We start from the raw sequence: 25,194 nt of genomic DNA on the forward strand, positions 1-25,194 counted from the left end.
TCGTACGGTGCGCGCGGCCCCAGACGGCACAATGAGCCCTGGCCGACCGGATCCCGGAGCCGACGACGACCGAAAGCGCACCCGTGAGCCTCGCCCGCCGCCTGACCGAGGCGCGCCCGTCGGTCCGCTGGCACCTCGGCCGGGCGGTGACGACCTCCCTCTACCGGCGCTCCTTCGCGGCCATCGGCGCCGGCAGCGTCGTCGTGGCGCCGCGCATCCTGCGCGGGGTCGACCGGATCAGCCTGGGCGCGCGCGTCGCGGTCTACCCCGGCGCCTGGCTGCAGACCGAGGACGGCGGCTCGCTGCGCATCGGCGACGGCACCTACCTCGGCCACGACGTGCACCTGCACGCGGCCGATCCGCTCGAGATCGGCGCCGAGTGCGTGCTGGCCGACGGGGTCTTCGTCGCCACCACCGATCACGGGCGCGACGGGCGGCACGAGATCGTGCACAGCGGACCGGTGCGCATCGGCGACCGCGTCTTCATCGGGCAGCGGGCGATCGTGCTGGGCGGCATCAGCATCGGCGACGGCGCCACCGTCGCCGCCGGGGCCGTCGTCACCCGCGACGTGCCCGCGGGCGCCGTCGTGGCGGGTGTGCCGGCGCGCGCTCTGGCGGGTGGGGAGTGAACGAGGCGATCCAGCAGGTCGGCGTCGTCGTGCCCCACTACGGCGATCCCGCACCGACGCGCGACCTGGTCGCGTCGCTGATCGGGCAGGCACTGTCGATCGTGGTGGTCGACGACGGCTCCCCCGAGCCCTTGGCGCCGATCTCCGGCGCGAGCGTCGTACGCCGGGAGGTCAACGGCGGGTTCGGCGCGGCCGTCAACACCGGCATGGCGCGGCTGCCCACCGAGCTGGCGCTGATCCTCAACAGCGATCTGGAGATCGGCCCCACCTTCGTCGCCGACCTGCTCGCGGCAGCAGCGCCCTGGCAGCCGGTGGTGGCGAGCCCGCAGGTCACCACCCTCGACGGCGACCCGGAGTGGGTGGGCCGGCACTTCCCCACGATCGGCCACCAGGTGATCGAGTGGCTGACCCCGCTGGCCAGGTTCCGGCACCTGCCGCGGCTGCACGAGGCCGTCGGCCACGACACGCGTGCGGTCGGCGACGCCGTGGTGCCGGTCGACTGGGTCGTGGGCGCGGCCGTGCTGGTCCCGGTCGCGGCGTTCCGGGCGGTGGGCGGTTTCGACGAGCGGTACTTCATGAACGCCGAGGAGGTCGACCTGCAGCGTCGCCTGCGCGGGCTCGGCATCCCGTCGGTGGTGCTCGGCACGGTGTCGGTGGTGCATCGCGGCGGCGGCTCGTCGGACCCGGCGCGCAGCCGCCAGTGGCTGGTCGCCTCCCGTCTGCAGTACGCGCGCACCTGGGGCGGATTGCGCCGGCTGCAGATGGCACTCGCGGGGGCCAGCGCGGTTAATCTGTGCGCCAACGTCTCCCGCCGGGCACTACGGCGACCGGTGCGTCCGGTCGACGTGCTGCGCGAGGAGTTGCGCCTCATCCAGGGGCGCGGCGCCGGCCACGCCGCCGCCCGACCGCCGTCCCCCGCCGGGGTCCCGACCGACACGGAGCAGGATCTGCCATGCGAGCGCTGATCAGCGGCGGAGCCGGCTTCATCGGTCGGCATCTGGCGACCGAGCTGCGCCTGCAGGGTCACGACCTCATCGCACTGGACCTGCTGAGCCCCCAGGTGCACAGGGAGCCGGAAGCCGCGCGCGCCGGCTTCCCCGGCCGCATGGTCGTGGGCGACGTGTGCGACGCCGACGCCTGGGCGCGGTGCAGCGATGCCGACGTCGTGATCCACCTCGCGGCCGAGACCGGCACCGGCCAGTCGATGTACCAGCAGGACCGCTATCACCAGGTCAACGTCGAGGGCACCCGTCTGGCGGCGCGTGAGGCGGCGCGCCGCGGCGTACCCCTCGTCGCCATCAGCTCGCGCGCCGTCTACGGCGAGGGTGCGCGCGTCGAGGCCGACGGCACCCGCACGTACGACGGCGTCGTACGTCCCGGTTCGCGGGCCGCGGACTCCCGTGAGGACGACCCGCACGCACCGGTGTCCGTCTACGGCGAGACCAAGTCCGAGGGCGAGCAGGTGATCGCCGCAGAGCTCGGTGGCCGAGGGTCCGCCACGGTGATCCGGCCGCAGAACGTGATCGGTGCCGGCCAGGCGCTGCACAACCCCTACACCGGCGTGCTCGCGGCGTTCCTGGCCTGCCTCAAGGAGGGCCGTGCGATCTCGGTCTACGGCGACGGCGCGCAGACCCGCGACTTCGTGCACGTCACCGACCTCACCGCGATGATCGGCTGGGCCGTCGCGAATCCGGCCCCGGCCGCGGACGGCCCGCGGATCATCAACTGCGGCAGCGGTGTCCGTACGACGCTGCGCGAGCTGGCCGACCACGCGGTCGCGGCGTCGCTGAGCGCACCGGTCGACATCGTGCACGTCGACGTGCACCGCGCCGGCGACATCCGCGACGCCTGCGCCGACCTCACGAGGGCACGCGAGCTGGGAACCCCCTCGCCGCGGTGGTGTGCCGCCGACGCGGTCGCCGACTTCGTGCGCACGTCGTGGGATCAGCCGGGCGCCCGCGCCGACGCCTGGGACAGGGCGCTGGACGAGCTGCGCGATCGCGGGCTGACCTCGTGACGCCCCGCCGCGTGCTGCTGGTCAGCCCCGGGTTCCACGGCTACTGGCGGGCCATCGCGGCAGCGCTGCAGGACCGCGGGCACACCGTGGACACCCATGTGTACGACGCGCCGCCGAGCCTGCCCGGCAGGATCGCCAACAAGCTGCTGCACGACCTGCCGGACGCGGTGACTCCCGCACGGCTGCACGCCCGGCTCACCGAACGTGCCATCGCAGCCGTGCGGGCACACGCCCCGCAGGTCGTCGTCGTGGTCAAGGGCGACCTGCTCCAGGACTCCTTCTGGCACCTGCTCGACGAGTTGCGCCTTCCCCGCGTCACCTGGCTCTACGACGAGGTGCGCCGCACCCGCTACACGCTCGAGGCGCTCGCGGGGCTGGGTCCGCTCGCGACGTACAGCCGCACCGACGCACAGGCGCTGGGCGCCACCCACCTGCCGCTGGGGTTCGATCGGCGCACCACCTACACCCCGCGCCGGGAGTCGGTCGTCACCTTCATCGGTGCGCGTTACCCCGCGCGCGAGACGGCGCTGCACGGCCTGGACGATGCCGGGGTGCCGGTGCGGGCGTACGGGCGCGACTGGTCCCGCGGGCTCGGCGACCGCCTGCACACCCATACGCTGCGCGCCGCCCGGGTGCCGAGTGGTGGGCAGCTGTCGCGGTCGCAGGCGTACGGCGTGATGGCCGGATCCGCCGCCACGCTCAACCTGCACGGCGACCAGGACGGTTTCACCATGCGCACCTTCGAGGCGGCGGGCGTGGGCGGGGTGCAGCTGATCGACCGGTCGGACGTCAGAGATCTCTACGAGGTGGACGGCGCAGCGGGCGAGGTGCTCGTCGTCACCTCTCCCGAGGAGCTGCGCGAAGTCGCCGGCCGGTGCGTGCGGGAGCCGCGGTGGGCCGACGGGATCCGTGCTCGCGGCCGGGCTCGGACGTTCGCCGAGCACACCTTCGACCACCGCGCCACGGTGCTGGAGTCGCTGTGGGCCTGATTCATCCGCGCGACCTGAGCGCCTGGCAGGACTGGCAGGACTCCCGTCATCGCGTGCGCCGCGTCGCACAGCGGGTGCGCCGTACGGGGGCGCCCACGCAGTTCGTCCTGGACCTGCCTCGTGACGGCAGCGCACGTGTCCTGGTCGCCCTGGACGTGACCGAGGGCCCCAAGAGACAGTGGCTGCTGGAGCCGTTGAAGGACCTGCCCGTCGCGGTCCTGAGCGAGCGGCCCGTGCCGGATGTCGCAGCAGGAGAACGTGTTTCGCGTGCGGTCTCTGCCGACGACCTGAATGCACTAGTGCCCGACGTGGGTGCCGTGCTCTCCTACGGCCATTACCTCGCGGTGGGATCGGCCGCCCACGCGTTCGCCGAGCGCACCGGACGCGCACAGCTCGTGCTGCAGCACGGACTGCTCACGCCTTACCAACCGCCGCTGCCACCGCACGCCCACGCCCTCGCATGGTCGGCGGCCGACGCGGACTTCTGGACGCTCGGCCGCGACGACGTGACCGCGCAGGTGGTCGGATCGCAACTGCTGGCAGCGGCCGCGGTCGCACCGGCAGGCGCGGCCTCGGCCGAGGCCCCCCTCACCTATCTGGGTCAGTTGCACGGCGCCGAACTGCCGCGGCGCGGGCTCGCACACGCGGCGTACGGCTTCTGCCGCGACACCGGCGCGACCTACCGCCCGCACCCGTCCGAGACCGACCGGCTCTCGCGCTCCCAGCACCGCGTATGGGAACGCCGCGGCATCACCCTCGACCGGAGCGGCACGCCGCTGCGGACGCATGCCGGGCCGGTCGCCGCAGCGTTCTCCACCGGCGTGCTCGAGGCCGCGGCGCGCGGGGTGCCCGCCTTCGTGCACTACCCCGACCCGCCACCGTGGCTGGAAGAGTTCTGGGCCAGGTACGACATGCGCCCCTGGGGCGGCGAGCCGACTCCGGCGCCGTCGACGGGGACGGACCCCACCGCCGCGATCCGGGCGGCGGTCATCGACTTCAGCGGAAGGACCAGCAGGTGAACACCCTCTGTGTGATCCCCGTGCGCGGCGGCTCCAAAGGCGTGCCCGGCAAGAATCTGCGGCAGATCGAGGGCCGTCCCCTCGTCGTGTGGACCATCGACCAGGCGCTGAACACACCGGGCCTGGACGTCCTCGTCTCCACCGACGACGAACGCATCGCCGAGGTCGCGCGCTCGGCGGGCGCCGACGTGCCCTTCCTGCGGCCTCCCGAGCTGGCCCGGGACGACACCCCCACCGAGCCGGTGGTGCGGCACGCGATCGCGCATCGGGTGGGTGAGGGACGATCACCGGACGCGGTGATGCTGCTGCAGGCGACCTCGCCGCTCCGGCTGCCCGGCACGCTCGAGCGGGCGATGAGCCAGTTCGACTCCTCGGGTGCGGACTCGCTGGTCGGAGTCGTGCCGTTCGCGCCGTTCTTCTGGTGGCAGGCACGCGACGAGCTGCCGCCGCGGGCGGACTACGACGTCACCGCGCGGCCCCGCCGGCAGGACCTCACCTCGGGGCAACTGCGCTACCGCGAGACGGGCTCGCTCTACCTCACCCGACCATGGGTCTATGAGCAGTGCGACAACCGTCTCGGCGGCCGCATCGAGCTCTTCGTGATGGACGAGGTGGAGGGCATCGACATCGACACCGAGCACGACCTGCGCCTGGCAGCGCACGAGATGCGTCGCCTCGCCGAGATCCGTTCGACACCAGGTGGTTCCGCATGATCATCGAACGCAACATCGCGCCGTACATCGTTTTCTCCGAAGACCCGATCGTCCGTGCGCTGGGCAAGATCAGCGACAACAAGGAGCGCATCGTCTTCTGCGTCGGGCAGCAGGGCCACCTCGAGGGGTCGCTGTCCGACGGCGACTTCCGTCGCTGGATCGTCGCCACCCCGGATGCCGATCTGCAGACCCCGGCGGTCCAGGTGGCCCACCGAGACGTCGCCAGCGGCCGTTTCGGTACGCCGACCGCGTCGTTGCGCGCGGCCTTCCGGCCCGGCGTCACCCACGTCCCGCTCGTTGACGAGCAGCACCGGATGATCGCCATCGCCATCGACCGCGACGACGAGCTGCGGATCGGCGCCCACGCGATCGGACCGGGTCACCCCGCGTTCCTGATCGCCGAGATCGGCAACAACCACCAGGGGTCCGTCGACCTGGCGCGGCAGTTGGTCGACCTCGCCGCCGATGCCGGTGCGGACGCCGTGAAGTTCCAGCTGCGCGACATGGCCGCGCTCTACCGCGGCCCCCAGGGCTCGACGGCGGGTGAGGATCTCGGCGCGCAGTACACCCTCGATCTGCTGGCCAAGTTCGCCCTCGACTTCGACCGGCTGAGCATCGTCTTCGATCACTGTCGCGATCGCGGCATCGACGTGATGTGCACGCCGTGGGACAGTCCGAGTGTCAAAGCCCTTGCGGACTACGGCATCCCGGCCCTGAAGATCGCGTCGGCCGACCTGACCAACCACGCGCTGCTGCGGGAAGCTGCCGGATACGGACTGCCGCTCGTGCTGTCGACCGGCATGTCCCGCGAGGACGAGATCCGCGAGAGCGCCGCGCTGGTCCGGTCCACCGGAGCGAGCTTCGCGCTGCTGCACTGCCAGTCGACCTACCCGGCGCCGTTCAAGGACGTGAACCTCGCCTACATGGACCGCCTCGCCCAGATCGGCCAGTGCGTCGTCGGCTACTCCGGGCACGAGCGCGGCTTCCACGTGCCCGTCGCCGCCGTCGCCCGGGGTGCGCACATCGTGGAGAAGCACTTCACCCTCGACCGGTCCCTGGAGGGCAACGACCACAAGGTGTCGTTGCTGCCGCAGGAGTTCGCGCAGATGGTCGCCCGCATCCGCGAGGTGGAGGAGGCGCTCGGCAGCGCCGCCCCCCGTGAGGTGTCGACCGGGGAGATGATGAACCGGGTCAACCTGGCCAAGAGCCTGGTCGCGACCCGCGCCATCGCGACCGGTGAGACCATCACCGCCGATGCCGTGACCATCAAGAGCCCCGGTCGGGGTCTGCAGCCGAACGCGCTGCAACAGCTGGTCGGTCGGGTGTCCCGCCGTGACATCGACGAGGGCGACTTCTTCTACGACGGAGACCTCGGCACCGCCCAGATCGACCGTCGCGAGTTCTCCTTCCGACGGCCCTGGGGCCTGCCCGTGCGCTACCACGACTTCCGCTCGCTGGTCCGCGGCTCGAACGCCGATTTTGTCGAATTCCATTTCAGCTACAAGGATCTCGACCTCGACCTGTCGCAGATCTTCCGCACGAACGTCGAGCTTGCTGCCGCACCGTACGCGTTCACCACCCACACCCCCGACCTCTTCAGCGGCGACTTCATCCTCGACCTCGCCAGTGAGGACCCGGCCATCTGGGAGCGCTCGATCACCGAGCTCCAGCGCGTCATCGACATCACCCGCTCGCTGCACCCGCACTTCACCTGCGCGCAGGATCCGCTCATCGTGGCGACGCTCGGCGGGTTCACCGCCGACGCGCACGTCGACCCGTCGCTGCGGGAGCGGATGTACGCACGGGTGGCCGAGGGCCTGTCGAAGGTCGACGAGACCGGGGTGCGGCTGACCGCGCAGACACTGCCGCCGTACCCGTGGCTGATGGGCGGGCAGCAGTTCCACAACCTCTTCCTCGACGCACGCGACACCGCGGCGTTCGCGCAGCGATACGACCGCAAGCTCACCCTCGACGTCTCGCACAGCAAGCTCGCCGCGAACTTCGCCGGGCGTCCGTTCAGCGAGTACGTCGACATCCTCGGCCCGCACACCGAGCACCTGCACATCGTGGACGCCACGGGCGTCGACGGCGAAGGGGTGCAGATCGCCGACGGTGAGGTCGACTTCGCGGCACTGGCAACCCAGCTGGACCAGCTCGCGCCGCATGCGGGGTTCATCCCGGAGATCTGGCAGGGCCACGTCGGGGGCGGTGAGGGATTCTGGGTGGCGCTCGACCGACTCGAGGCGTGGTTCTGAACACCCGCCCGATCGCGCTGTGGGCGCTGCCGGTCGCCAACCTGGCGGGCGTCGCCCGGCACACCCTCGATGCGCTCACCGCGGGCATCCCCGACTGGCGTGCGGTCGTGCTGTGCCCGCCGGGTCCCCTGGTGACCCGGTTGCAGGAGGCCGGGGTGCCGGTCGTGGCGGCGGCGTTCGGTCCCGACGCCGGGCTGCGCGCGTCGATCCAGACCCTGCGGCACACCTGCGCGACCCTGCGGCCCGCGCTCGTGCACACCCACCTGGCATACGCCGACATCGTCGCGGCGCTCACTCCCCTAGACGGTGCGGCGAGAGTGAGCACCGAGCACGGGATCGCAGCCGACGACCTGGTCTATCAGGGCAGCAGGTGGCGCTCGCAGATCATGCGCCGTTCCCACCAGGCGCGGCTACGGCGCGCCGACCGCTTGATCGCGGTCTCACGCGCGACCGCCGGGGCGATGCGCGCCAACTGGCACACCGATGCTTCGATCACCATCATTCCCAACGGTTTCGACCCACCGACCGACAGTGTGAATCGTCCCGCGACCGATGCCCCCCGGGTGCTGTCGCTGTCCCGGCTCGCACCGGAGAAGCGGATCGAGGCACTCCTGCAGGCGTTCGCGCTGGTGGTGCGGGAGCACCCCGGGGCACACCTCACGGTCGCCGGCGACGGAGAGTTCGACGGGTCGCTGCGCGCCCTCGCGGGTCGTCTCGGTATCTCCGACCGGGTCGACTTCCCCGGCTTCGTCGACCCCTCGAGTGCGCTCGCCGACTGTGACGTCGTCGCCCAGCTCTCGGTCTGGGAGAACTGCTCCTACACGCTGCTGGACGCCGTCGGAGCCGGCGTCGGAGTGGTGGCCAGCCCGGTCGGGGGCAACCCCGAGATCCTGCCCGAGCAGTGTCTGGCCGATCCGGACGCACCGGCGCAGGTGGCCGCCGCGATCGCACGTCAGGGCGGCATACCCGCACAGCGGCCCCGGCTGCCCCCGTCCTGGCCGACCCCGGCCGGGATGGCCGCCGCGATCGGCGAGGTCTACGACGGCCTGGACCGCCCGGTCTCCAGCGGACCGCGCGACGCCGCGAAACCATAGACTCTGCCCGCACCCGAGCTCGCAGAAACCCACCCGGAAGACCGCCATGACCCTGCTGCAGGAACGCTCGCTCGCCGAGCACCGGCAGCCCAAGGACGCCGACGTACCCGGTGCGCTCGAGCGGATGGACAACCCGAAGGTCATCTCGGCGACCCTCTCGGTGCTGGCGATCTTCGCCTCCCTCGCCGCCGACAAGTACGGCGCGGGGCTGCCGGTGCCGCCGAGTTCGCTCCTGCTCGGCGCGGCCGTCTTCGGTGCGGCGTTCGTCGTGCCCACCCGCGGCGTTCCGCGGCCGAACTGGGGCGTCTGGCTGACGCTGGCGATCCCCGGCTGGCTGGTCGTCAGCTCCTACCTCAACCACATCTCGGGCACCAAACGACTGGCGAACCTGGGCATGGAGGCGCTGCTCGTGCTGGTGATCGCCTCGGGCCGGCTGTGTGTGATCTCGGTGGCTCGCGGAGCGGGCATCGCGGTGGTGCTGGGATCGCTCTGGGGGCTGGGGACGCTCGGCGCGAACGGGTACGTCGGTCGTCTCGTCGGCGGGTGGGGCGACCCCAACAACGCCGGCCTGTGCCTGGTGGTGCTCGGATGCGTCGCGTTCGCGTACGTCCGCACCCGTCTCGCGCGGGTGCTGATCGCGGTGGCGGGGGCCTCGGCGGTCTTCGCCACCTTCTCGCGCACCTCCCTCTTCGCGATGGTGATCGTGATCCTGTGGGTGGTCGTGGGAGACCGGGTGCAGGTCTGGGTCCGGGTCGTCGTGGTCGGCTCGGTCATGTGGTACGTCCACACCCTGCCGGCCACCGACTACGCCACGGGCATCTTCGCCGGCCGGGGCGGCAGTGATGCGCTGCGCCGCAGGATCTCCCGCGCCGAGCGGCTGACCGTCTCCGAGCACCCGCTCTACGGGCACGGCGCCGGCAGCGCGCGGACCAACGTCGACGGTGACACCTTCTACTTCCACAACTCCTACCTGGCGTTGCGAGCCGAAGGAGGCTGGATCCTGCTCCTGATAGTCGTCGCTCTCTACGCCCTCCTGCTGTGGAATCTGCTGCGCCTGCCCGCCGGGCACCGCAAGCCGTGGATCGAGGCCTCCCTCATCGGCGTGCTCGTGTGCGCGGCCAACCTAGGAGAGGTCTTCCTGGCGCCGCCGGCCATGATCGCCGTGGGCGTGGCGCTGCGCCATCTGGCGCTCAGCCGCCGCCGGATCATGGATCCGAACGCGCCGCCCCCGCTGGGCCTGTGGGAGCGGTCCCGTCCCGCGGACCGTCTGCCGTTCGCCTCCGGCACCCGTTAGACGCCGCCCGTTCGGCTCCCGGCCGCTTGTGGCCAGGTCGCGGGACGAGGCACGGAACGGACCGCCCGACTGAGCGTCGGGATGAGCGCGACCGCCGCCGTGAGGCCGACCAACAGGGCGATGGCCCCCGGGCCGCCCAACCTGTGCAGGGCGAGTCCGGCGACGACGGGATAGAGCGGAAGCAGCAGATAGGACACGAACTGGCTGACCGACTGCACCCGGCCCACGAGCTCCGGCGGGGTGATGTGTAACCGGTACGCGCCGATACCGGAGTTGCCCGACGGGTTGAGGAAGATTCCGACGGACAACGACACTGCGGCCGCCAGCGGCGTGTTGAAGAACATCAGCGGCACGGCCAGGGGCACCCAGCTCCACCCGACCAGCACGGTGAGCAGCCCGGTCGGAAGGGCCCTCACCACGCGGGGTGCGCAGACGGCGCCGGCGATGCCGCACACGCCGGCGGCGGTCTCGACCAGGCCGATCTGCACCGGGCTGCGACCGGCCTGGATGAGGCGGAGCACGGCCGTGAAGGCGATGGTGTTGACGGTCAGGTTGAGCAGCGGTGACCAGACGAGCAGCACCCGGAAGAACCGGTGCCGGGTCACGAAGCGGACCCCTTCGGCCAGTTCGGCGCGCACCCGGCGACGAGGCGCCGTACGGGCCGGTGCGGTGAGATCGGCGCGGATCCGTCCGAGCAGCACCCAGGACACGGCGTACGACACGGCGTCCGCCGCGAACGGCAGCCACCGGGTGACCCCGTAGAGCGCTCCCCCGATCGGTCCGCCGACCAGGGACGCCACGTGCTGGCGTGCCTGGTTCTGGGCCAGAGCGGTGGGTAGCAGATCGCTCGGGACCACGGTGCGTACGGCGGACACCTCGGCCGGTGAGAAGACGCCGGCTGCCAGACCGGTGCCCAGCGCGACCACGATGAGGTGCACCAGGCTGAGGCGGTGCATGCCGATGGCCACGACCAGCGACAGGTAGAGGACCAGGCCCACGGCACTCGCGCACCGCATGATGCGGCGCCGATCGAACCGGTCGGCGAGCACGCCCGCCGGCAACAGCATCGCGGCGACCCCGAGCAGATTCGCCGTTTCCGCGAGCCCGGCCGCGAGCGTGGAACGGGTCTGGGCATAGGCGATGAGCGGAAAGACGAACATGCTCACCCGGCTGCCCAGCTCGCTGATGGTCTCGCCCACCCACAGCAGCGTGAAGTCGTGCTGCCGCGTCAGACTCCGGAACCCTGCCATATCTCGCACGCTAGCTTGCGCACGTTGTGTTGCGCAATAGAACGTGCACGATTGGCTATGATCGGCGGATGGTGTCGAAGAGGCCGGCCAGCACCCTCGTCGAGGACCCGCGCACCCTGCGGGCCATCGCCCATCCGGTGCGCAACCGGATTTTGACCGAACTGGCCGCCACGGGGCCGGCGCGTGCCGCCGACCTGGCCCAGGACCTGGGCATCCCCGCCAACCAGACCAGCTTCCATCTGCGGCAGCTCGCCAAGTACGGACTCGTCGAGGAGGCGCCGGAAGCGGCCCGCGACCGGCGCGACCGGGTGTGGAAGGTCGTGGCCGAAGGGGGTTACCTGGTCAATCTGCGCGCCCTCGAGGCCGCGCCCGAGACGCGTGCCGCGAGCCTGGTCTGGCGCAGCCACTTCGAACGCTGGGCCCATGCGGTCATCAGCGCCGCGATGCGCCGGACCTCGGTCGACGACGGCGCGGTGGTCACCATCAGCGACACGGCGCTGCGCCTGACCGATGAGGAGGCCCGCGCCATGGTCCAGGAGTTGAACGACGTCGTGTCGACCTGGGCGGCGCGCACCCGCGGGCGCGACCCGCAGCGGCGTACCTATCTGTTGATGTACGCCGCGCAGCCCTACCCGGACCTGGAGATATCGCGGGACGAGCACGGCGCCGATGACGGCGACGCCAACGACTCACTCGGCAGCTAGTCGGGTGCCGGCCTGCTCGGCGTCCCAGACGGTGGCCCGAGAGCCCGAGGCGACCACGTGTTCGCGACGAGCTGTAAATGACCACGTCCGTGGAGGGGATGTGGACAACTCGATCGCGAAAGATCAACATTCGCAATATCTTTCGAATTAATTACCCTTGTTCGCACGGTCGAACAGGCGTATGATTCAAGGTAGATGGCCAGGGGTGCCGTCACCAGCGCAGGAGGGGCCATGGCGCAGTCGACGACCGACATCCATGGGCCTGCTGCACCGGGTGCTGGCGCTCGGTTGATGGCCCTGCTCGGCGACTTCAGCAGCGCACTGGAGGAGTGGCCTGGCGCGTTGTGGCAGTTGGACGAAGCGGCGCTGGGCGAGGTCGTCGGGAGCATGCTGCGGATGGGCGGCCGGATGGAGAACGTCGCGGCGCTGGCCACCGCGGATGCGCTGAGCCGCGGCACGGTGGCGAACTCGACCGCGACCGGGGCACCGGCGTGGGTGGCCCGGCAGGCGACCGGTGTGGAGCCGACCGTCGTACGACGAGTCGGGAGGGTGGGCGTGGACTGCGCCGATCCTCGCAACCAGGTCGTGGTTGACGCGCTGGCCGATGGGTCGGCGAGCGTGCCGGTCGCCGACGTGGCGCTACGGGAGGTGCCGCGGATCCTGCCGCAGCTGCCGACCGCGGACCGGGATGACCTGTTGGGCCGCTACCCGAGCCTGTCGGCTCACGGGGCACGTGCCTTGCGGGAGCTCAGCACCCGCATCCTGGGGGAGTACGCCCCCGAACGCCTGGTGCGCGATGAAGAACGCCAGCAGGACTGCGAATCGGTCTTCTGGGCCGACCTACCGTCCGGGCTGACCCGGTTCGTGGCCGAACTCTCGAGCGGGCACGCCGCGGTGGTCAAACATGCCCTGCGCGCGTTGTCCGCGCCCGCGCCAGTGGAAACCCAGGCCGGCACCAGCGTGGCCGAGCGGGACACCCGCACTCCGGCCAAACGGCGCGCGGACGCCCTGGTGCGACTGATCGACACCGCCGCAGGCGTCCTCGACGGCACCAGCTCGCGGCCCGTCGGAGAGTTCGGCGGGACCGCCAAGATCCTGGTCACGATGGACTACAACACCCTCTACGAGGGCCTTCGCGACGCAGGCCGGCTCGACGATCTCAGCGAAAACGGTTCGCACGAAACCAGATCGGCGCCGACGTACCTGCCGGGCATCGGGCGCACCACCGACGGTGAGCATCTCGACGCCGGGACTCTACGACGGATGGCGTGCGACGCCGACCTCATCCCCGCAGTCCTCGGCACCGACTCCGAACCATTGGATGTCGGCCGCGCCAAACGCCTCTTCACCGGCGGACTACGCACCGCGATCATCCACCGCGACCAGCACTGCACCTTCCCCGGCTGCGAAAGACCACCCGACTGGTGCGACGCCCACCATGTGAGGCCCTGGTGGGCCGGCGGACAGACAACCCTGACCAACGCAGCCTTACTGTACGCCCGCCACCACACCATCGTGCACCGCGACCTGCTCACCGCCACCGTCACACCCACCGGCGTCACCTGGGACCTCACACCAGGACTCATGCCCACCCGACCAGGGCGGAATCCAGCTGCGTGACATGAGCCGATCGGTTCAGTCCACCTCGATCGAGCGCAGCGCGCTGTCCACCGTGCGACCGACCACGTCCCACTCGAAGCGTGCAGCCCGGCGCGGCCCGGCGAGCGCCAACCGATCCCGCACGGCGGTGTCGTGCGCGGCGGTGACCAGAGCCGCAGCCACGGCATCGTTGTCGGCCGGATCCACCAGCAGGGCAGCGTCGCCGGCGATCTCCGGCACAGCGGTCGCGTCACCGCCGACCGCGGGCACGCCGCACGCCATCGCCTCGAGCAGCGGCAGACCGAAGCCCTCGTACCGGCTCGGCATCGCCACCACCCGCGCCCCGCGGTAGTACGCCGGCAACTGCGCCTCGGGGACGAGGCCGGCGAAGTGGATCCGCTCCCCGAGCCCCAGCTCGCCCGCTGCGCGCACGGTGTCCGCGACGGCATCGCCGGTCATCACCAGGTGCAGCTCGCGCAGCCCCGGGTCGGTCATCGCCCGCAGCAGCACCGGCAGGTTCTTGTGCGGCCTGTGGTTACCGACGTAGAGCACGTAGGGATAGCCGGGTTGGTGCACTGGTCCCCGCGGCGTGTACGACGCGTCGACACCGTTGCCGACGACGAGGACCCGGGCGCCGTCGACGCCCGACCACGCCACGATCCTGCTCTTGGCGTGGTGGGACATGGTCAGGGTGAGCGGCGCACGTCGTACGGCGGGGCGCACCACCCGCTCGTAGTAGTTGCGCACGCCCCGGCCGGCCTCGCCCGGCACGTCGAGGTGCATCAGGTCGTGCAGGGTCGGCACCACCGGCCCGCGCCAGCCCACCGGGGCGGCGAACCCCGGGCTGACGAAGAGGCGGCGGTGGCGTGCTCGCGCGGCCGTCAGCTGCTGCAGCTGCACGAGCCCGCGCATCGAGACCGGGTCCGCGCCGGGCACGTCCTCCCAGTCCCCGGTGAGCCGTGATCTCACCTCCCGGGCGAACCGGCCGATGCCGTGCGGGCCGCTCCAGCGGGCGTCGTACACCGGTCGCGCGTTCGTCATCGATCTCCCCGGGGCCATGTGTCGTCGCGGAAGCCTACCCGGACCTCGCAGCGCCACTGCTCCCTCGCATTGCCTATCGTTGAGGCGTTCGCGTCGGCCGAAAGGCCCTGAGGAGTAGGGAGTGTGGACCACCGGCATGAGTGAGCCGACCGTGGCGATCGCCCACGACTACCTCACCCAACGCGGTGGCGCCGAGCGAGTGGTTCTCGCCATGCATCGCGCGTTCCCCGAGGCACCGATCTACACCACGCTCTACGCACCGGACCGCACCTTCCCGGAGTTCCGCGACGCGAACATCGTGATGACGGGCCTGAATCGGGTGGCTCCCCTGCGCCGTGAACACCGCTTCGCGTTGCCCCTTCTCGCGGCCACCGTCGGGCGGACCCACATCCCCGCTGACGTGGTCATCGCCTCGACCAGCGGATGGGCGCACGGCTTCCGCACCGACGGTCGCATGCTGGTCTACTGCCACTCCCCCGCACGCTGGCTCTATCTGACCGACCAGTACGTCGGCCGGGCCTCCTGGCGCAGCCCACGCGGTCTAGCGGCGCTCGCCGTACGGACGCCGCTCATCCGCTGGGACCGCGCGGCGGCGGCGCGAGCCGATCACTACTGGGCCAACTCCCGCGTCGTGCAGACGCGCATCCACGACGTCTACGGCATCGATGCGGAGCTGCTGCACCCGCCGTACGGGATCGACGTCACCGGTCCGATGGCGCGGCCGCCCCAGGTGCCGCCGGAGCCGTTCCACCTCCTGGTGGCCCGGCTGCTGCCCTACAAGAACGTCGACCAGGTCCTCGCCGCGTACGTCGGTCGCTCCGAGCGGCTGCTCGTCGTCGGCGACGGTCCGATGCGCGATCAGCTGCGGCGCGCCGCACCCCCCAACGTGGCCTTCGCGCCGCAGTTGGACGACGCCCACCTGCGCTGGTGCTACGCGCACGCGTCGGCGCTGCTCGCGGCCAGCTACGAGGATTTTGGGCTCACGATCCTGGAGGCGGCGGCGTTCGGCACACCTGCGGTCGCACTCCGCGCCGGGGGCTTCCTGGACAGCGTGCGCGAGGACGTCACCGGAGTCTTCTTCGACGAGCCGACCAGTATGGCGATCTCGCGCGCGCTGGACCGGCTGAGCGAGCAAGAGTTCGACCCCGAGGTGATCGCCGGGCACGCGGCGATGTTCGGAGAGGCCCGGTTCGCAGAGCGACTGCGGCAGTCCGTGGCCTCGTTCGCGACCGGGTGAACCGGCCGACCCTCAGACCTTGGCGCGCCGCTTGAGGTGCACGTGCCGCTCGCTGCGGCTGCTGACCGACGCCCCGTCGTCGACGGCACCGGTCGCGGCGTCCACGTCGGGGGTGCTCTCCGTCTGCTGCTTCGGCTCCGTCACCTCGGAGCTGTAGTAACGCTGGCTGGCCCGGCGGTAGCCGCCGTAGCCGTAGCCGTAGTAGGCGGCACCGATGCCCCGCGCCGGCGCACGGTTGATGACGCTGCCGAGCAGGCGGGCGTTGATCCGCTCCAGCATCGAGACCGACACCCGCAACTGCTCCTTCGCGGTGCGGCCCATCACCGCGACGAGCACGGCGCCGTCGGCGGCCGCGGCGAGCAGTCCCGCATCGGTGACCGGGAGGATCGGCGGCGCGTCGATGATGACCATGTGGTCCTCGCGCAGGGTGGAGAGCAGGGAGCGCATCCGGTCCGAACCGACCAGCTCCGAGGGGTTCGGAGGCACGCGCCCGGCGGGCAGGATCCGCAGGTTTTCGGTGCTGACCGAGCGCAGCGCGTCCTCCAACTCCACCGTGCCGGCGAGGACCTGCGACAACCCCACCGACCCGTCGATGCCGTAGACCTCGGCGACGGTCGGACGGCGCAGGTCGGCGTCGATGAGCACGGTGGGCGTGCCGGCGTCGGCGAGCACGCGCGCCAGCGTCGACGCGACGGTGGACTTGCCCTCACCGGGATTGGGGCTGGTGACGACGATCGCCTTCGGCGGGTTGTCGACGTTGACGAACCGCAGGTTGGTGCGCAGCTGTCGCAGCGCCTCACCGGCGTGCGAGTGCGGGTCGGCGTCCCGGCGCGAGTTGCCCCGCAGCATCGAGGTCTTGGGCAGGATGCCGAGTGTGCCCGCACCTGTGATCGTCTCGACGTCCTGGACGGTGCGCAGCCGCTGGTCGAGCATCAGCCGCAGGACGGCGAGCAGGTAGCCCAGCACGACGCCGGCGGCGAAACCGGCCTCGACGTGCTTTTTCACGTTGGGGCTGATCCGACCGCCATCGCCCGTGGCGTTCTGCAACGGCACGACCCGTATCACGGTCTGGCCGCCGTCGCTCTCCAGGTTCTTCACCGTGTTCGCGGTCGCGACCAGGGCCGCGTTGGCGATCTTCGGGCAGTCCGAGGGGGTGTCGCAGGTGACGGAGACCGTGATCAGGGCGGCCGTTCCGACACTGGCCGTGATGTGCCCGGCGATGCGCCCGACCGGGATGCCGGTGGCCTTGGACACCTCGTTGGCGACCGGCAGCGTGCCCACGAGCGTGGTGTAGGCCTGTGCCTTCTGCTGAGCGACCTGGCTGCCGTTGATGGTGTCGGCGATATTGCCGGTGCCACCCACCTGCACGAACGCCGACGACGACGACGCGTAGGTCACCGGCAGGCTCAGCACGTAGGCGTACGCACCCAGGGTGCACACGACGATCGCGACGAGCAGCACATGCCAGTTCGCACGGCTGAGCCGGAGGAAGTCGACGACGGTCACGTGGTGTTGGGTCCTTGGCCTGAGGGCGGGCCACGATCGACGGGCGCCGATCCGGCTCTTGTGGGCAGCAGGAATGCTACCCGTCCACAGCCCCCTGATCGGGTTCGCGCACCTGCAGAAGTCCACGCCGGAGCAGTTCGCGCAGGAAGCTCTCGACGGAGTCCCGGACCGTGTCCGGGGTCTGCCCGGTGGCCAGCGCGACCTCGGCGGTGATCTCGTCCTCAGGCATCGAGCGGGCGGCATCCCAGATCTGTGCCGCCGGACCCTCCAGGGCGATCGGGAGACCGGCTCTGACGCGGGTCAGATAGACGGCCGGGCCGTGGGGGCCGCCGTCCTCGTCGACGACCCACGCGACGCCGTCCGGGACGACGTACGCCGGCTGCATCACCGCCCCCTTCGACGCGGCAGACGGCGGGTCAGCAGCACGCCGATCTCGCGCGCCGCCACCATCGGACGGCGCACCGTCGCCTGCAGCCACTCCGCGCGAGACGGCTCGTGGCCCAGCCGCATCTGCAGGTGGTCGCGGTTGACCAGCAGCACCTCACCGCACAGCTTCGCCTTCTCCGGCAGGGTGGTCGCCGCACGGAAGCGGGCATGCCACTCCTGCAACCGCGTGCCGCCCTCGGAGGCGACCACCCACAGGTCGTGATCGGCACGGTCGCGGAAACGGTGGAGATCTCCGCTGGCAGCCGCCAGGGCGACCTCCGCCCCCAACCCGCGCGCGAGGCGCGCGACCTCATCCAGCTCGACCGGGGTGAGCGCGGCACGGACGCGATCGATGTCCGCGCGTCCGCGAGCGGTGTCGCGGGCGCCGTGCAGAAGGATGAGCAACGCCTGGTCGAGCACGCTCGGCACCTGCACGTCGTACGCCGCGATCGTGGCGGTGCACCGACGTTGCCACAGCTGCTCGAACGCGACGGAGGCATCGACCCCGAAACCGGGGAACAAGCGGTGCACATCGACCCAGCCCCAGTAACGGTGATGCAGATTGGCGGCATGCCGGAAGATCGAGCCGGACTCGAATCCGGTGCGCGGCTCGAACTCCGCAGCCTCCAGCACGGACGTCAGCTGGGGCACGTGAGAGGGCCGGACCAGCACGTCGACGTCGCTGCTGGTGCGACCTACGAGCCGGAAACGGGCCGTGGTCGCCGGCCCCTTGATGTGCAGCAGGTCCACCCCGGCGTCACGTGCCAGGTGCTCGACGACGGCATGCGCCAAAGACAGTCGCGCCCATGCGGGGAGGACGATCTCGGACTGATGCATGGGCTTCGAGTCTAGGTCGAGGTCACCCGCCTTCGGCGACTTGCGAGCCCCTCGTCATCGGGCGTCGTGCAGCGGCCAGCCCTTCTTCTCCAACCGCTCCTGCACACGCCGCAGATCCGACTCGGACGGCACCCCGTCGGTGTACTTGGTGACCAGGACGCCGACGTCGACCCGGGAGATCGCCGCATCGTCGCCGTGCTCGCGTGCACCTGAGATGAGTTGACGCGCAACGTCTTTGACCTCTTCGTCGGACAACTGCCGACGCAGGAGCGCGAGCAGCGGCTGATAGTCGCGCTCCGGGACGCCGTCCGGATAGCCCGCGCGCAGCCAGGTCATCAGGTTGGCCATGAAGACGGGTCGATCCATCAAAAGACCTCGATCCCGAGGTAGTGCTTCAGGCTGGCCTTGGTGATCCACAGCACCCCCAGCAGGATCGCGACGGCGATCAGCCCGAAGAGCAGGTACGCCGCACCGAGGGCGACCGGGTTGCCGCGGCTCGCTCCCCCGGACGTCCCGGCGTCGCCCGCGAAGGCACCGCCTGCTGACCCGCCGTGTCCCTGCGCGAGCAGCCGGACCCCGACAGCGAACAGGGCGGGCAGGCCCGCGCCGAAGACCAGCCCGGCGAGCAGGACCCGGAACAGTGAGGTGAATTCGTCCGCAGTGATCATCGTGGCCTCCTAGGCGGCGGGTTGACGCTCGGACAGTTCGGAACGTACGGACGGAGCGCCCTCCCACTCGTCGTTGACGTTCCCGGCGTGCACCGCGGTCGCCCGGCTGCGCAGATACATGTACCCGGCCGCGCTCAGCAGCACGATGAAGATGACGACCGCACCGCCGACACCCCCGATCAGGTGCGCGACGCCGTAGCAGGCGGCGCCGACGATCGCGGCGCACGGGAGGGTGAGCACCCAGCCGGCCGCCATCCGCCCGGCGACACTCCATCGCACCTGGGAATTGGGCCGGCCGAGGCCGGTGCCGACGATCGACCCGGAGGCGACGTGGGTCGTCGAGAGCGCCATCCCGAAGTGGCTGGAGGTCAGGATGATCGCCGCGGACGAGGCCTCGGCGGCCATGCCCTGCGGTGCGTCGATGTCGACCAGACCCTTTCCGAGGGTGCGGATGACCCGCCAGCCGCCGAGGTAGGTGCCGAGCGCGATCGCCGCGCCGCAGCTGAAGATGATCCAGATCGGGATGCCATTCTTCGTGATGTCACCGGAGGTCAGGGAGCCTTTGGCGATCAGAGCGAGCGCGATGACGCCCATCGTCTTCTGCGCGTCTCCCGTGCCGTGCGCCAGGGACACCAGCGAGGCCGTCCCGATCTGGCCCCAGCGGAAGGAGCTCTCCTTCTCGCTGTCGCGCACCGACCGGGTGATCGCGTAGATCAGGAAGGTGCCGATGGCCGCGACGATGCCGGCGACGAACGGTGAGGCGACGGCGGGCAGGAGCACCTTGGAGACCAGGCCGTCCCAGTTGATCCTGCTGAGCCCGCCCGAGGCCAGACCCGCGCCGATCAGGCCGCCGAAGAGGGCGTGCGAGGAGCTGGAGGGCAACCCGTGCAACCACGTGAACAGGTTCCACAGGATGCCGCCCACCAGCCCCGCGAAGATGATGATGAGCGCTGTCTCCGCGGTGATGCCGCCGAGCAGGTTGCCCGATCCCTTCTGCTGGATCTTCAGGACCGACGTGGTGACAGTCGTCGCGACCTCCACCGACAGGAAGGCGCCGACCAGGTTGAGGAGGCCGGAGATGGCGACGGCCACCTTCGGCTTCAGCGCACCCGTCGCGATCGAGGTGGCCATGGCGTTCCCGGTGTCGTGGAAGCCGTTGGTGAAGTCGAACCCGAGGGCGGTCACGACGACCAGCACCAGGACGACGACCTCTTGGGCGTGTGCGCTCATGGCGCAAGTGTGGGTGCCACGAGGACTCGACGTCTAGTCGAGTGAACGCCGGCCTACCCCACCTGACCTGCGCAAACGCGGATGACGGCCCGTGTTCACCCGATGTTCATCCGGGGCGGGCGGCTCTACTCGTCCTGCGCCTCGTCCGCGCGGGCGAACGACCGGTCCGCCGGCGGCACCTTCCCGCCGGGATAGCTGGATGCCAGTTGCTCCATCGTGGGGCGGCGGCGACTGCGCGCCTCGTCGGGCAGCAGGCGCGCGATCGCCTTCATCACCCGGTCGGTGTCGGCGGCGGCGGAGCGGTACTTCAGCTCGACCGGAGGACCGAAACGCACGGTGATCTGCGGCGGGTGCAGGTAGTTGAGCATCTGCGGCAGCTTGGACGAGCGGGGCCAGACCTGCTCGGTGCCCCAGATCGCGCACGGGATGACCGGCACCCCGGTGCTCTTGGCCAGCCGGGCGACCCCCGTGTGGCCCTTGAGCGCACTGGAGAAGAAATCCGGCCCGCGCGGGATGGTGCCCTGCGGCATCACCCCGACGAGCTCGCCACCGCGCAACGCGGTCTCGGCGGCAGCGAGCGGGTCCGGAGCATCGGGGTCCTTGCTCTCCCGGTCGACCGGGATCCCGCCGGATCCGGCGATCAGCTGCCCCACCACCGGTACGTCGAAGATCTCCCGCTTGGCCATGAACCGGCCGGTGCGGCCGGCGCGACCCATCGCCAGGAACATCGTCGGCAGGTCGAAGTAGCTGCGGTGGTTGGCCGCCACGAGGACGCCGCCCTCGCTCGGCACGTGTTCGGTCCCGAGCACCTCGAACCGCGCGTAGGGAAACGCCTCGGGACGCGCCATCCACTGGCCGATCCGCTGCAGTTCGATGTCGACGAACGGCACCTTGAAGACGCCGGGAGACGCGCTGAAGTGCTCCACCGGCCAGCGCCGTACGGTCGCGAAGGCGAGCAGCCGCGGGTCGGGATTGACCGCGTGCGGGTGTCCGACCGCGGACAGCAGGGGCAGGTCGTAGACGGAGTCGGAGTAGGCGAAGGACTGCGTCAGGTCCACGTCGTGGTCACCGGCCCAGTCGCGAACGGCGGCCAGTTTGCCCGTGGACCAGACGAACGGACCGTCCAGGCCCCCGTCGTACCGACCCGAGACCGGGTCCACGGAGTAACGCGTCGCGATCACGGCGTCGAGTTCGAGCAGATCGGCCAGCGGCTGGATGAGGTGCAGCGGTGTCGTCGTGGCAAGGACGACCTTGCGCCCGGCGGCGCGGTGCTTCTCCAGCGTGAGGTGGGCGAACGGCTCGATCAGATCCATGAGGCCGACCGCCGCGCGCCGCGCCGCCTCGTCGAACGCGCCGGCACGCTTGCCGCGGGCGACCAGCGTCGCGTTGCGCGCCAGGACCATCGACGGAAGGGTCTCGCCGAACCGGTTGAACACGCCGTAGAGCAGGCTCTCGCCGGGCAGCTTGGTGGTGACCAGGCCGGCCTCGCGCAGGGCATCGGTGATGATCGGCCCGGACGCCCCGCGGAGCAGCGTGCGGTCGAGATCGAAGAACGCGGCGCCGGTCATGCCTGCACGCCGAGGACGTCCGCGATGACCTCGTAGACCCGCGGGTCGTTGACCAGGTCGTTGTGACTCATGGACCCCATCATGGTGGACCGGCTCAGGTCGTTGTCCGCTCCCGCGCGAGCACTCGCGCGCGGCACGATCCCGTCGCCGATGATCCCGCCCAGCCGCGCGTGCGGATCCTTGGTGAGCACGCCTGCGACGGCCAGATGGCGCACGACCATCTGCGGGGCCAGGGCCTGGCGCCATTCGGCGGCGTCCGGCATCGCGCCGCGGGTGTCGGCGAGGAAGAGGTTGCCCGGCCGCAGGTCCTTGATCCCTTCGCTGCGGAACTGGATGACGTCGCCCAGCCACCGGGTGGCGCCGTACCCGGAGAAGAACTCGGCGAGGTAGTTGGCGCCCTGCTCGATCGGCGACCCGTGGTACGGCGTGCCGAGGGTGATCAGGTCACTCACCAGGGGTCCCCACGTCGAGGAGGTCGGCCACTGCAGCAGGGCGCTGCTCGCCACCAGACCGCCCATCGAGTGCCCCACCAGCACCACGCGTTCGACGGGCACCGGCCAGTGGTCGACGACCTGCTCGATCAGCAGGGCAAGCTCCAAGCCGTTGGACTTGATCCGCAACCCGGTGTTGTAGCGCACCCAGAGGGCCGACCAGTCACCGTGCGCCTCCAGACGCCGCCCGTAACTGAGCCGTCGCCCATCATCGTCGCGGTGCGCGTGCCGCTTCCACATCTGCTCGGTGCCCACGAAGCCGTGCACGAAGATGACGATCTGGGGTGTGGCGTCCGGGTAGGCGCGGGCCAGGCCGTCCGCGGTCGCGGGGACCCGCTCCCCGGAGCGGCGCAGGCTCATCGGGGAGGACAACGGCATCCGCCCGGACGAGGCCATCTTGTCGCCGTTGAACCCGTGCACGAAGGCGAGGACTCCGCTCGCCCGCCGCGTGGTGCCCCGCCCGAACTTGCTCGTCCGGCCCGCCTGCGCGGCCTTCGCCGCAGTCGCGCCGACCGCCTCGGCCACGCCCTCGAGCGCGACGGCCGACGCGCCGTACGCAGCGCGCGCGATGTGGTCGTGCGCGAACTCCACCGGGGTGACGACCGGGCCGACAGTGCGGCGCGCAGACGCGAAGACCTTGCTCGCGACGGCACCGTGGGTGTCACGGATGGCTCCCGTGACGCCGCGTACGGCGGTGCCGGCGCGGTGAGCGGCGGCGACCTGGCTATCGGCGGGGGCAGCGAGGTGTGCCTCGCGATGTGCGTCGAGCTCTGATTCGATCTCTGAGTCGAGCGGCGGCTGGGCCCGTTGGGTCACGAAGTCTCCTCATCAGGTGTAACCCGCTCAACCTACCCGTGAGTAGCAGTCCTGCGCCGGACCTGACCGTTTGCCGGACGACGCAGCGTCCGATGACCCGGGCGTGCGATCACATCCGGCTCAACGACCCCCTCACCCACTCGCGTCGCACGAAGCACGAATGTGCACCACTTTTGCCTGTGGATAGCTCACGCGAGCCGGCTGGATCACGCATGCTGGGTCACCGTGGACGTTCCACGTCCAGCAGGAGGCCGGTGCGCCACCGGTCAGGGAGGGTCCTCATGCCGCGCACCCGTGGCCGGTCCGTCGCCATGCTGCTCGCAATCGCCGGGGCGGCAAGCGTGAGCGCGTGCTCCGGAGGGTCGAGCACCATGCCGTCGACCACGTCGTCGACGACCAGCAGTCCGGCGTCGACGAGCAGCTCCACGACCAGTTCCCCCGCACCAAGCAGCTCGACCTCTGCGTACGACGGCCCGGCCGGAGTTCCCACGGCCGCCCGCGCCCACACCGATGCGGGCCGCATCGCCTTCGCCAAGTACTACGTGCAGCAGATCAACGAGACCGGGAAGCACCCGAAGGTGGGCGTCCTAGAGCCCCTCGCCCTTCCCACCTGCAAGAGCTGCGCCAACTACTCCATGACCGTCTCGCTGCTTGTGAAGGGGAAGACCCATTACACAGGAGACAGTTTCAAGATCAGAGACGCCGCGTTCCAGTCCTCGGATCATTCGCTGGTGCAAATATCTGGCGACGTTCTGAAGGTTATAGAGACGGATTCGACTGGCCGGATCCGCGGCGGTTACCCCCCTGCATCGGACGTCCAGTTTGTTGTATTCCTCGCGCCGTGGTCTGGACTCTGGCGCGTCTCGGAGATCAAAGTTGAGCAGGCGGGGTCACAGTCTTGATGGTCAGGGCAGTTATCCACTCTTCGCTTGCCCTGGTCACATACATAACGCTTGCGGGTCACGATTTGCCGCCAGAGGGGAAGTGCGGCTTCCTCGTCTGTCAGGTGAGCGGAGGAGGATCGTATGCGGGGCTGAGCAAATCGGAGACGGCTCACCTTCCAGGGAAGACGACGACCGGCGGCACGGTGGGAAGTAGGACCTACAAGCCCGGGACGGCATACCAATACAGCACCGTGTTGAGGTGCGCGGGCAACGGCCCGGATCATCAGGAGTTCATCTGCCCCAACGCCCTGAGCTACTGCGAGAAGGTCGAGCATGTCCCGGGTCCATGGGTCTTCATCTACCGACGCGTCGACACCGGGGACAACGTCTACGGGCCGTGGGAGTCGCCGGGAACCACGTGCTATCCGGACGTCCTCCCCGGAAAGCACAAACCTCAGCTCACCCTCGCCATGATCGAGCACGCCTGGTCGGTGACGCCGTTCGCCAGACCACAGCTCTCGATCCAACCGGTGAACAACCGCACGCTGGTCACCCTGCCCACCTACTTCCAGGCGAACTGGCCCGTCGCCGGGTACGCACCGGGCGAGGTCCGGCCGGTGACCCTCGTCGGTCACGCCGTACGAATCAAACCGACCCTGAAGTCCAACACCTTCGTCTTCGGCGACGGTTCGACCAGCGGAGCCACCAAGTCCATGGGTGGGACCTACCCCTCCGGTGACATCACACACGCCTACGACGCACCCGGCTCGTTCAGCACGTCGGTCCGCACCACCTACGGCGGGCAGTACTCCGTCGACGGCGGGGCGTGGACCGACCTCCCGGGCACCACGGTCGTCGCCGGCCCCGCCGAGCCGCTGCGGGTCCTGACCTCCACCACCCGCCTCTATTGACGATTCGACCATGCAC

The 25,194-nt window shown here is 70.6% G+C and carries 25 protein-coding genes; 14 read left to right on the top strand and 11 right to left on the bottom strand.

What is annotated here, in order from left to right; translation table 11 throughout:
* The first annotated feature begins 83 nt into the window (after positions 1 to 83).
* From HNR15_RS18835 to HNR15_RS10695, 9 genes are read left to right on the top strand one after another with little or no spacing between them, the layout of a single operon-like run.
* A complete protein-coding gene (locus HNR15_RS18835; RefSeq protein WP_179481588.1) occupies positions 84 to 629 on the top strand; it encodes an acyltransferase in 546 nt (181 codons plus the stop codon).
* Positions 626 to 1,594 carry a glycosyltransferase gene (locus tag HNR15_RS10660; RefSeq protein ID WP_179481590.1) on the top strand — a complete coding sequence of 323 codons (969 nt, stop codon included), beginning with the start codon at positions 626 to 628 and terminating at the stop codon, positions 1,592 to 1,594. Before HNR15_RS18835 ends, HNR15_RS10660 begins: the two co-directional genes overlap by 4 nt.
* Positions 1,582 to 2,646, top strand: a complete 1,065-nt coding sequence (locus HNR15_RS10665) for an NAD-dependent epimerase/dehydratase family protein (RefSeq protein WP_179481592.1) — start codon at positions 1,582 to 1,584, stop codon at positions 2,644 to 2,646. Before HNR15_RS10660 ends, HNR15_RS10665 begins: the two co-directional genes overlap by 13 nt.
* Positions 2,643 to 3,635 (top strand): glycosyltransferase family protein, encoded by a 993-nt coding sequence (locus HNR15_RS10670; protein WP_179481594.1) that lies wholly within the window; start codon positions 2,643 to 2,645, stop codon positions 3,633 to 3,635. The genes HNR15_RS10665 and HNR15_RS10670 overlap by 4 nt, the downstream gene beginning before the upstream one ends.
* Positions 3,626 to 4,654 carry a hypothetical protein gene (locus HNR15_RS18280; protein ID WP_179481596.1) on the top strand — a complete coding sequence of 343 codons (1,029 nt, stop codon included), beginning with the start codon at positions 3,626 to 3,628 and terminating at the stop codon, positions 4,652 to 4,654. The genes HNR15_RS10670 and HNR15_RS18280 overlap by 10 nt, the downstream gene beginning before the upstream one ends.
* A complete protein-coding gene (locus tag HNR15_RS10680) occupies positions 4,651 to 5,367 on the top strand; it encodes a cytidylyltransferase domain-containing protein (RefSeq protein ID WP_179481598.1) in 717 nt (238 codons plus the stop codon). Before HNR15_RS18280 ends, HNR15_RS10680 begins: the two co-directional genes overlap by 4 nt.
* On the top strand, positions 5,364 to 7,622 hold the full coding sequence (locus HNR15_RS10685) for an N-acetylneuraminate synthase family protein (RefSeq protein ID WP_179481600.1): 2,259 nt from the start codon (positions 5,364 to 5,366) through the stop codon (positions 7,620 to 7,622). The genes HNR15_RS10680 and HNR15_RS10685 overlap by 4 nt, the downstream gene beginning before the upstream one ends.
* Positions 7,613 to 8,716, top strand: a complete 1,104-nt coding sequence (locus tag HNR15_RS10690; protein ID WP_218883663.1) for a glycosyltransferase — start codon at positions 7,613 to 7,615, stop codon at positions 8,714 to 8,716. Before HNR15_RS10685 ends, HNR15_RS10690 begins: the two co-directional genes overlap by 10 nt.
* Positions 8,717 to 8,762: 46 nt before the next feature.
* Entirely contained in the window at positions 8,763 to 10,010 is a 1,248-nt protein-coding gene (locus HNR15_RS10695) for an O-antigen ligase family protein (protein ID WP_179481602.1), read from the top strand.
* Here the strand turns inward: HNR15_RS10695 and HNR15_RS10700 are convergent.
* Positions 10,007 to 11,260, bottom strand: a complete 1,254-nt coding sequence (locus HNR15_RS10700; protein ID WP_179481604.1) for an MFS transporter — start codon at positions 11,258 to 11,260, stop codon at positions 10,007 to 10,009. The genes HNR15_RS10695 and HNR15_RS10700 overlap by 4 nt on opposite strands.
* Positions 11,261 to 11,328: 68 nt before the next feature.
* Between HNR15_RS10700 and HNR15_RS10705 the strand changes: the two genes are divergently transcribed.
* On the top strand, positions 11,329 to 11,964 hold the full coding sequence (locus HNR15_RS10705; protein WP_179481606.1) for a winged helix-turn-helix domain-containing protein: 636 nt from the start codon (positions 11,329 to 11,331) through the stop codon (positions 11,962 to 11,964).
* A 231-nt stretch (positions 11,965 to 12,195) separates the two neighbouring features.
* Positions 12,196 to 13,584 carry an HNH endonuclease signature motif containing protein gene (locus HNR15_RS10710; RefSeq protein ID WP_179481608.1) on the top strand — a complete coding sequence of 463 codons (1,389 nt, stop codon included), beginning with the start codon at positions 12,196 to 12,198 and terminating at the stop codon, positions 13,582 to 13,584.
* Between the two features lie 15 nt (positions 13,585 to 13,599).
* On the opposite strand, the gene HNR15_RS10715 is transcribed toward HNR15_RS10710, so the two are convergent.
* Entirely contained in the window at positions 13,600 to 14,604 is a 1,005-nt protein-coding gene (locus tag HNR15_RS10715) for a glycosyltransferase family 4 protein (RefSeq protein WP_179481610.1), read from the bottom strand.
* Positions 14,605 to 14,740: 136 nt separating this feature from the next.
* Here HNR15_RS10715 and HNR15_RS10720 point away from each other — a divergent pair, with 136 nt between their 5' ends.
* The gene (locus HNR15_RS10720) at positions 14,741 to 15,841 is read left to right on the top strand and encodes a glycosyltransferase (RefSeq protein ID WP_179481612.1); all 1,101 of its coding nucleotides are present in this window, start codon (positions 14,741 to 14,743) and stop codon (positions 15,839 to 15,841) included.
* Between the two features lie 12 nt (positions 15,842 to 15,853).
* Here the strand turns inward: HNR15_RS10720 and HNR15_RS18840 are convergent, their stop codons facing one another.
* The 9 genes from HNR15_RS18840 to HNR15_RS10765 form a co-directional block, all read right to left on the bottom strand.
* A complete protein-coding gene (locus HNR15_RS18840) occupies positions 15,854 to 17,347 on the bottom strand; it encodes a polysaccharide biosynthesis tyrosine autokinase (RefSeq protein ID WP_179481614.1) in 1,494 nt (497 codons plus the stop codon).
* A gap of 76 nt (positions 17,348 to 17,423) precedes the next feature.
* Entirely contained in the window at positions 17,424 to 17,732 is a 309-nt protein-coding gene (locus tag HNR15_RS10730; protein ID WP_179481616.1) for a PqqD family peptide modification chaperone, read from the bottom strand.
* Complete coding sequence (locus HNR15_RS10735; RefSeq protein WP_179481618.1) at positions 17,732 to 18,610, bottom strand: nucleotidyltransferase family protein; 879 nt, start codon at positions 18,608 to 18,610, stop codon at positions 17,732 to 17,734. Before HNR15_RS10735 ends, HNR15_RS10730 begins: the two co-directional genes overlap by 1 nt.
* Before the next feature lie 54 nt (positions 18,611 to 18,664).
* A complete protein-coding gene (locus tag HNR15_RS10740; protein ID WP_179481620.1) occupies positions 18,665 to 18,976 on the bottom strand; it encodes a DUF3349 domain-containing protein in 312 nt (103 codons plus the stop codon).
* Positions 18,976 to 19,278 (bottom strand): hypothetical protein, encoded by a 303-nt coding sequence (locus HNR15_RS10745; protein ID WP_179481622.1) that lies wholly within the window; start codon positions 19,276 to 19,278, stop codon positions 18,976 to 18,978. The genes HNR15_RS10740 and HNR15_RS10745 overlap by 1 nt, the downstream gene beginning before the upstream one ends.
* A 9-nt stretch (positions 19,279 to 19,287) precedes the next feature.
* Complete coding sequence (locus tag HNR15_RS10750) at positions 19,288 to 20,508, bottom strand: inorganic phosphate transporter (RefSeq protein ID WP_179481624.1); 1,221 nt, start codon at positions 20,506 to 20,508, stop codon at positions 19,288 to 19,290.
* 125 nt (positions 20,509 to 20,633) lie between these two features.
* On the bottom strand, positions 20,634 to 22,076 hold the full coding sequence (locus HNR15_RS10755; protein ID WP_179481626.1) for an HAD-IB family hydrolase: 1,443 nt from the start codon (positions 22,074 to 22,076) through the stop codon (positions 20,634 to 20,636).
* Positions 22,073 to 23,383 (bottom strand): alpha/beta fold hydrolase, encoded by a 1,311-nt coding sequence (locus HNR15_RS18290; RefSeq protein ID WP_179481628.1) that lies wholly within the window; start codon positions 23,381 to 23,383, stop codon positions 22,073 to 22,075. Before HNR15_RS18290 ends, HNR15_RS10755 begins: the two co-directional genes overlap by 4 nt.
* A gap of 220 nt (positions 23,384 to 23,603) precedes the next feature.
* The gene (locus HNR15_RS10765) at positions 23,604 to 23,873 is read right to left on the bottom strand and encodes a hypothetical protein (RefSeq protein ID WP_179481630.1); all 270 of its coding nucleotides are present in this window, start codon (positions 23,871 to 23,873) and stop codon (positions 23,604 to 23,606) included.
* A gap of 52 nt (positions 23,874 to 23,925) precedes the next feature.
* Between HNR15_RS10765 and HNR15_RS10770 the strand changes: the two genes are divergently transcribed.
* Together HNR15_RS10770 and HNR15_RS10775 are read left to right on the top strand one after the other, a co-directional pair.
* The gene (locus tag HNR15_RS10770) at positions 23,926 to 24,285 is read left to right on the top strand and encodes a hypothetical protein (RefSeq protein WP_179481632.1); all 360 of its coding nucleotides are present in this window, start codon (positions 23,926 to 23,928) and stop codon (positions 24,283 to 24,285) included.
* A gap of 233 nt (positions 24,286 to 24,518) precedes the next feature.
* Positions 24,519 to 25,178: a hypothetical protein gene (locus tag HNR15_RS10775; protein ID WP_179481634.1), complete on the top strand. Its 660-nt coding sequence runs from the start codon at positions 24,519 to 24,521 to the stop codon at positions 25,176 to 25,178.
* The last annotated feature ends 16 nt before the right edge of the window (positions 25,179 to 25,194 follow it).

Source organism: Allobranchiibius huperziae, from assembly GCF_013410455.1.
Taxonomy (GTDB): Bacteria; Actinomycetota; Actinomycetes; order Actinomycetales; family Dermatophilaceae; genus Allobranchiibius; species Allobranchiibius huperziae.

Coding starts and splice junctions, on each gene's coding strand:
- HNR15_RS10665 (WP_179481592.1), top strand. CDS start 1,582: ATGCGAGCGCTGATCAGCGGCGGAGCCGGCTTCATCGGTCGGCATCTG.
- HNR15_RS10685 (WP_179481600.1), top strand. CDS start 5,364: ATGATCATCGAACGCAACATCGCGCCGTACATCGTTTTCTCCGAAGAC.
- HNR15_RS10695 (WP_179481602.1), top strand. CDS start 8,763: ATGACCCTGCTGCAGGAACGCTCGCTCGCCGAGCACCGGCAGCCCAAG.
- HNR15_RS10700 (WP_179481604.1), bottom strand. CDS start 11,260: ATGGCAGGGTTCCGGAGTCTGACGCGGCAGCACGACTTCACGCTGCTG.
- HNR15_RS10705 (WP_179481606.1), top strand. CDS start 11,329: ATGGTGTCGAAGAGGCCGGCCAGCACCCTCGTCGAGGACCCGCGCACC.
- HNR15_RS10710 (WP_179481608.1), top strand. CDS start 12,196: ATGGCGCAGTCGACGACCGACATCCATGGGCCTGCTGCACCGGGTGCT.
- HNR15_RS10715 (WP_179481610.1), bottom strand. CDS start 14,604: ATGACGAACGCGCGACCGGTGTACGACGCCCGCTGGAGCGGCCCGCAC.
- HNR15_RS10720 (WP_179481612.1), top strand. CDS start 14,741: ATGAGTGAGCCGACCGTGGCGATCGCCCACGACTACCTCACCCAACGC.
- HNR15_RS10730 (WP_179481616.1), bottom strand. CDS start 17,732: ATGCAGCCGGCGTACGTCGTCCCGGACGGCGTCGCGTGGGTCGTCGAC.
- HNR15_RS10735 (WP_179481618.1), bottom strand. CDS start 18,610: ATGCATCAGTCCGAGATCGTCCTCCCCGCATGGGCGCGACTGTCTTTG.
- HNR15_RS10740 (WP_179481620.1), bottom strand. CDS start 18,976: ATGGATCGACCCGTCTTCATGGCCAACCTGATGACCTGGCTGCGCGCG.
- HNR15_RS10745 (WP_179481622.1), bottom strand. CDS start 19,278: ATGATCACTGCGGACGAATTCACCTCACTGTTCCGGGTCCTGCTCGCC.
- HNR15_RS10750 (WP_179481624.1), bottom strand. CDS start 20,508: ATGAGCGCACACGCCCAAGAGGTCGTCGTCCTGGTGCTGGTCGTCGTG.
- HNR15_RS10755 (WP_179481626.1), bottom strand. CDS start 22,076: ATGACCGGCGCCGCGTTCTTCGATCTCGACCGCACGCTGCTCCGCGGG.